This window comes from Alysiella sp. (genome assembly GCF_030525755.1).
Classification (GTDB): Bacteria; Pseudomonadota; Gammaproteobacteria; order Burkholderiales; family Neisseriaceae; genus Simonsiella.
In genome coordinates, this window is the sequence record NZ_JAUNEC010000079.1 from 1 (window position 1) to 2,143 (window position 2,143).

Genomic DNA, 2,143 nt, shown 5'->3' on the forward strand with positions numbered 1-2,143 from the left:
GTGTGGGCGATTATTTTGAACACGGCGGCAGGCGTGAAAAACATCAACCCACAATGGCTGGAATTGGGGCGTTCATTGAGCGCGACCCAATCGGAAATGTTGTTGAAAATCATGTTGCCTGCTGTGTTGGGCGACATTTTGAACGGGCTGCGTTTGGCGATTGGCATTGTGTGGGTGGTACTCGTGCCGTGCGAAATGTTGGGCGTGAACGAAGGTTTGGGCTATTTCATTTTGGACACGCGCGACCGTTTGGCGTATGCCGAACTGATGGCGGCGATTGTGTTGATTGGCATGATTGGTTGGGCTTTGGACAGCATGGCGCGGTCGGCGATGAAATTGTGGCAGCGTGGGTAATTAAAATAGCGTGTAAATTTTGTGTAAAACATGCTTGAACCCATTTAATATAAATCCCCACCACCCAGCAAGATAAATGGGAAAAAGTGGGATAAAACAAAACAAAGTGGGATAAGCAAACTGAAACAGCATTGCACAATGTGAAACAAAAGCGGACAACAAAAACGTCCGCTTTTTTTGATTTATATGCCACGGGCAAGGGCATCTTTCACAATATCCAAAATCTGTTTTTCGCCACCACTTTGTACATTGCCTGAACCGTTAATCGGTAAATAGGGGCGCGCTGGCAAGCTGCCCCGACTTTTGCAGCGTTTTGCCACCTTCGTTTTTGGCGCGTTTGCTGTCTTTCCACTTTTGACCGCCCCAGCTTTCATTTTCAAAGTTATCTTCTGCCATAGACAGCAATTCTGCTGCTACACCTGCCATCATTGGGCGGCGGTTTTGTACGTTTTGCAAGAGTTGCGATAAACCGCGTTCCAAATTGCTGCTGTCCACACTGATTTTAATCATGGTGTCAATCCCAATAATTCTGCCACCCAAACCAACTGCGCCAAAGTTAAGGCATTGCGGAATTTTTCCTGCGACATCATTTCTTTGACCGCCACACGCGCCAATTCAGGCGGTGCGTTTTGCGCTTTTTCAATCGCTGTTCGGGCGGTGCGTTGTAAAAACGTCAGCCCTTGATTGGCGTTAAATCCTGCGTTGGGTGCAACAAAGGTGTTGTCAGGCAACCTGAAGCCCGTGCGTGCCGCGTAACGCTGCTCGCCTGTATGCTGATTTATCCCAATGTCCACAATTTGTGTTTCCAATTTTGGGCTGGGCAAAACCTGCTTTTCGCCTCGTTCACGCGACAAGGGGCGGACGCGACAACGGCAACGGCAACGGTAATCCAATGGCGGATACAGGCTGCCCCAAACCGCGTCATCGGCGGCATACACGCGACCATGCAATTTACGATGGGTTTCGCGTGTGCGTTTGTCGTTAATCGCCACATATTGCCAATAGGGGTGCGTGTCTTTGGCGGCAACCATTTCGGCGTAACGCCCTGCCATATACGCGCTTTGCAAATTGGTTAAGTATAGTGTGTTAAAATAAAAAGTCCCAAGCTACCCCACATTTTGAGTCTAAAATGTCATACTTAATAGCATTACGAGAAAAAAGCATACCAAATATTATCAGACATACAAAAATGCCAATGAAGTCTGCAAAGCATACAACATTGACCTAAAAACATTTCTCAGTTGGAGAAAACGTTATGAGCAAACGGGTTCATTTGAACATCAAATCAAAGGCGGCAATGCAACCAAAGTAGATAAAAACCTGCTCATAGAATATGTTAAAGCACACCCTGATGCCTACCTGTATCAAATTGCAGCACATTTCGGCTGTACGAAAGCGTATGGCTGCCTGAATTAACTGGACCATCTGTTATTGTGCTGGATAATGCCTTTCATCGGATGTCTGTTTTAGCTGAGATTGCAGCAAAAGAGGGGCATCAAATCCTAGCCTTGCGCCTTATTTGCCTGAACTTAATCCGATTGAAAAAGCGTGGGAGAATATTAAAAAACATCTGCGAAAAGTGTTGTCTGAAATGGGCAGTCTTATGGATGCATTAGTGAGTAGTTTCTATTTTAATTCACCATAATTTGCAACGGTCATCTATCAAGATAGACAGGCTACCTGAAGGCTTCAGGTAGCCTGTTACACATACTTGGGTGTGTTCATCAACAATTTGGCAAAGCTGTTGAAATCAATATTGGTCATGAGCCACATCATGTTGATGGACTTA

Annotated in this window: 2 protein-coding genes and 3 pseudogenes; 3 read left to right on the plus strand and 2 right to left on the minus strand. The window is 45.9% G+C overall.

What is annotated here, in order from left to right; translation table 11 throughout:
- A partial coding sequence (locus tag Q4B82_RS09425) for an ABC transporter permease (protein ID WP_303066205.1) occupies positions 1-354 on the plus strand: 354 nt, incomplete at its 5' end.
- Between the two features lie 182 nt (positions 355-536).
- Here Q4B82_RS09425 and Q4B82_RS09430 read toward each other — a convergent pair.
- Positions 537-864 (minus strand): annotated as a pseudogene (locus Q4B82_RS09430) (phage virion morphogenesis protein).
- A pseudogene (locus Q4B82_RS09435) lies at positions 861-1,439 on the minus strand (phage minor head protein); the annotation flags it as partial. The pseudogenes Q4B82_RS09430 and Q4B82_RS09435, both read right to left, overlap by 4 nt.
- A 61-nt stretch (positions 1,440-1,500) precedes the next feature.
- Here Q4B82_RS09435 and Q4B82_RS09440 point away from each other — a divergent pair.
- Positions 1,501-1,770, plus strand: a complete 270-nt coding sequence (locus tag Q4B82_RS09440; RefSeq protein WP_303066206.1) for an IS630 transposase-related protein — start codon at positions 1,501-1,503, stop codon at positions 1,768-1,770.
- Positions 1,771-1,778: 8 nt separating this feature from the next.
- Positions 1,779-1,936, plus strand: a pseudogene (locus Q4B82_RS09445) (transposase); the annotation flags it as partial.
- Positions 1,937-2,143 lie beyond the last annotated feature (207 nt).